We start from the raw sequence: 674 nt of genomic DNA, 5'->3' as shown, positions 1-674 counted from the left end.
CAAACCGGGTTGCCAAATCGATGATTTACTGCCTTGGAATATCAAAAGCTAGGTGTGGATTGCCGGACGCTTACCTTTGGATAAATACATGTTAAAAAACAATTCCAAATTGTCGTTTCAAGATCGAGTTAAGTTGGGATTACAAATCCTCAGAGCTTTCTCTTACATACACTCCAAAAATATTTTACACAGAGATATTAGCCCTAAAAATATTCTACTTAGGGAATATGATGATGTAGCAGTTGTGAAAATAGCAGATTTTGGACTAGTGAAAATTATTGATAGTGAACTAACTTCGGCGAATACAGAATTTAAGGGGTATTACAACGATCCTAGCCTAATAACAGAAGGCTTTGATACCTATAGCATCTTGCATGAAACATATTCGTTGACTCGTATTTTATATTACGTCTTAACCGGAAAGAGCAAGACTGAAAAGTCACCAGAGAATGTACGTGCTTTCATTGATATAGGTCTTAGTAGTAATAAGTCTATTCGATTTAAAGATATTGATGAAATACGCATAGCTTTTCTAGCTATCGCACCAATGTGATTTAGCCGTGAACCATAACAGAGCCCAGCAGTTCGACGCTGAAGGCGGCGTTGAGGTTGTAGAATTACTCTTTTTAGGAACTGGTTCTACACATTTCACTTGATTGTTTTTTAACCTTGAA

General features: G+C 36.6%; 1 protein-coding gene. It reads left to right on the top strand.

Annotated features, from left to right (window positions below; all coding sequences use genetic code 11):
* Window positions 1-88: 88 nt before the first annotated feature.
* A complete protein-coding gene (locus AAEY57_RS19360) occupies window positions 89-553 on the top strand; it encodes a protein kinase domain-containing protein (RefSeq protein ID WP_350608590.1) in 465 nt (154 codons plus the stop codon).
* Window positions 554-674 lie beyond the last annotated feature (121 nt).

Origin of the sequence: Pseudoalteromonas sp. MER144-MNA-CIBAN-0113 (assembly GCF_040308965.1) — a bacterium.
In the GTDB taxonomy this organism is placed as follows: Bacteria; Pseudomonadota; Gammaproteobacteria; order Enterobacterales; family Alteromonadaceae; genus Pseudoalteromonas; species Pseudoalteromonas tetraodonis.
This window is presented reverse-complemented; position numbering and strand designations above follow the sequence as displayed.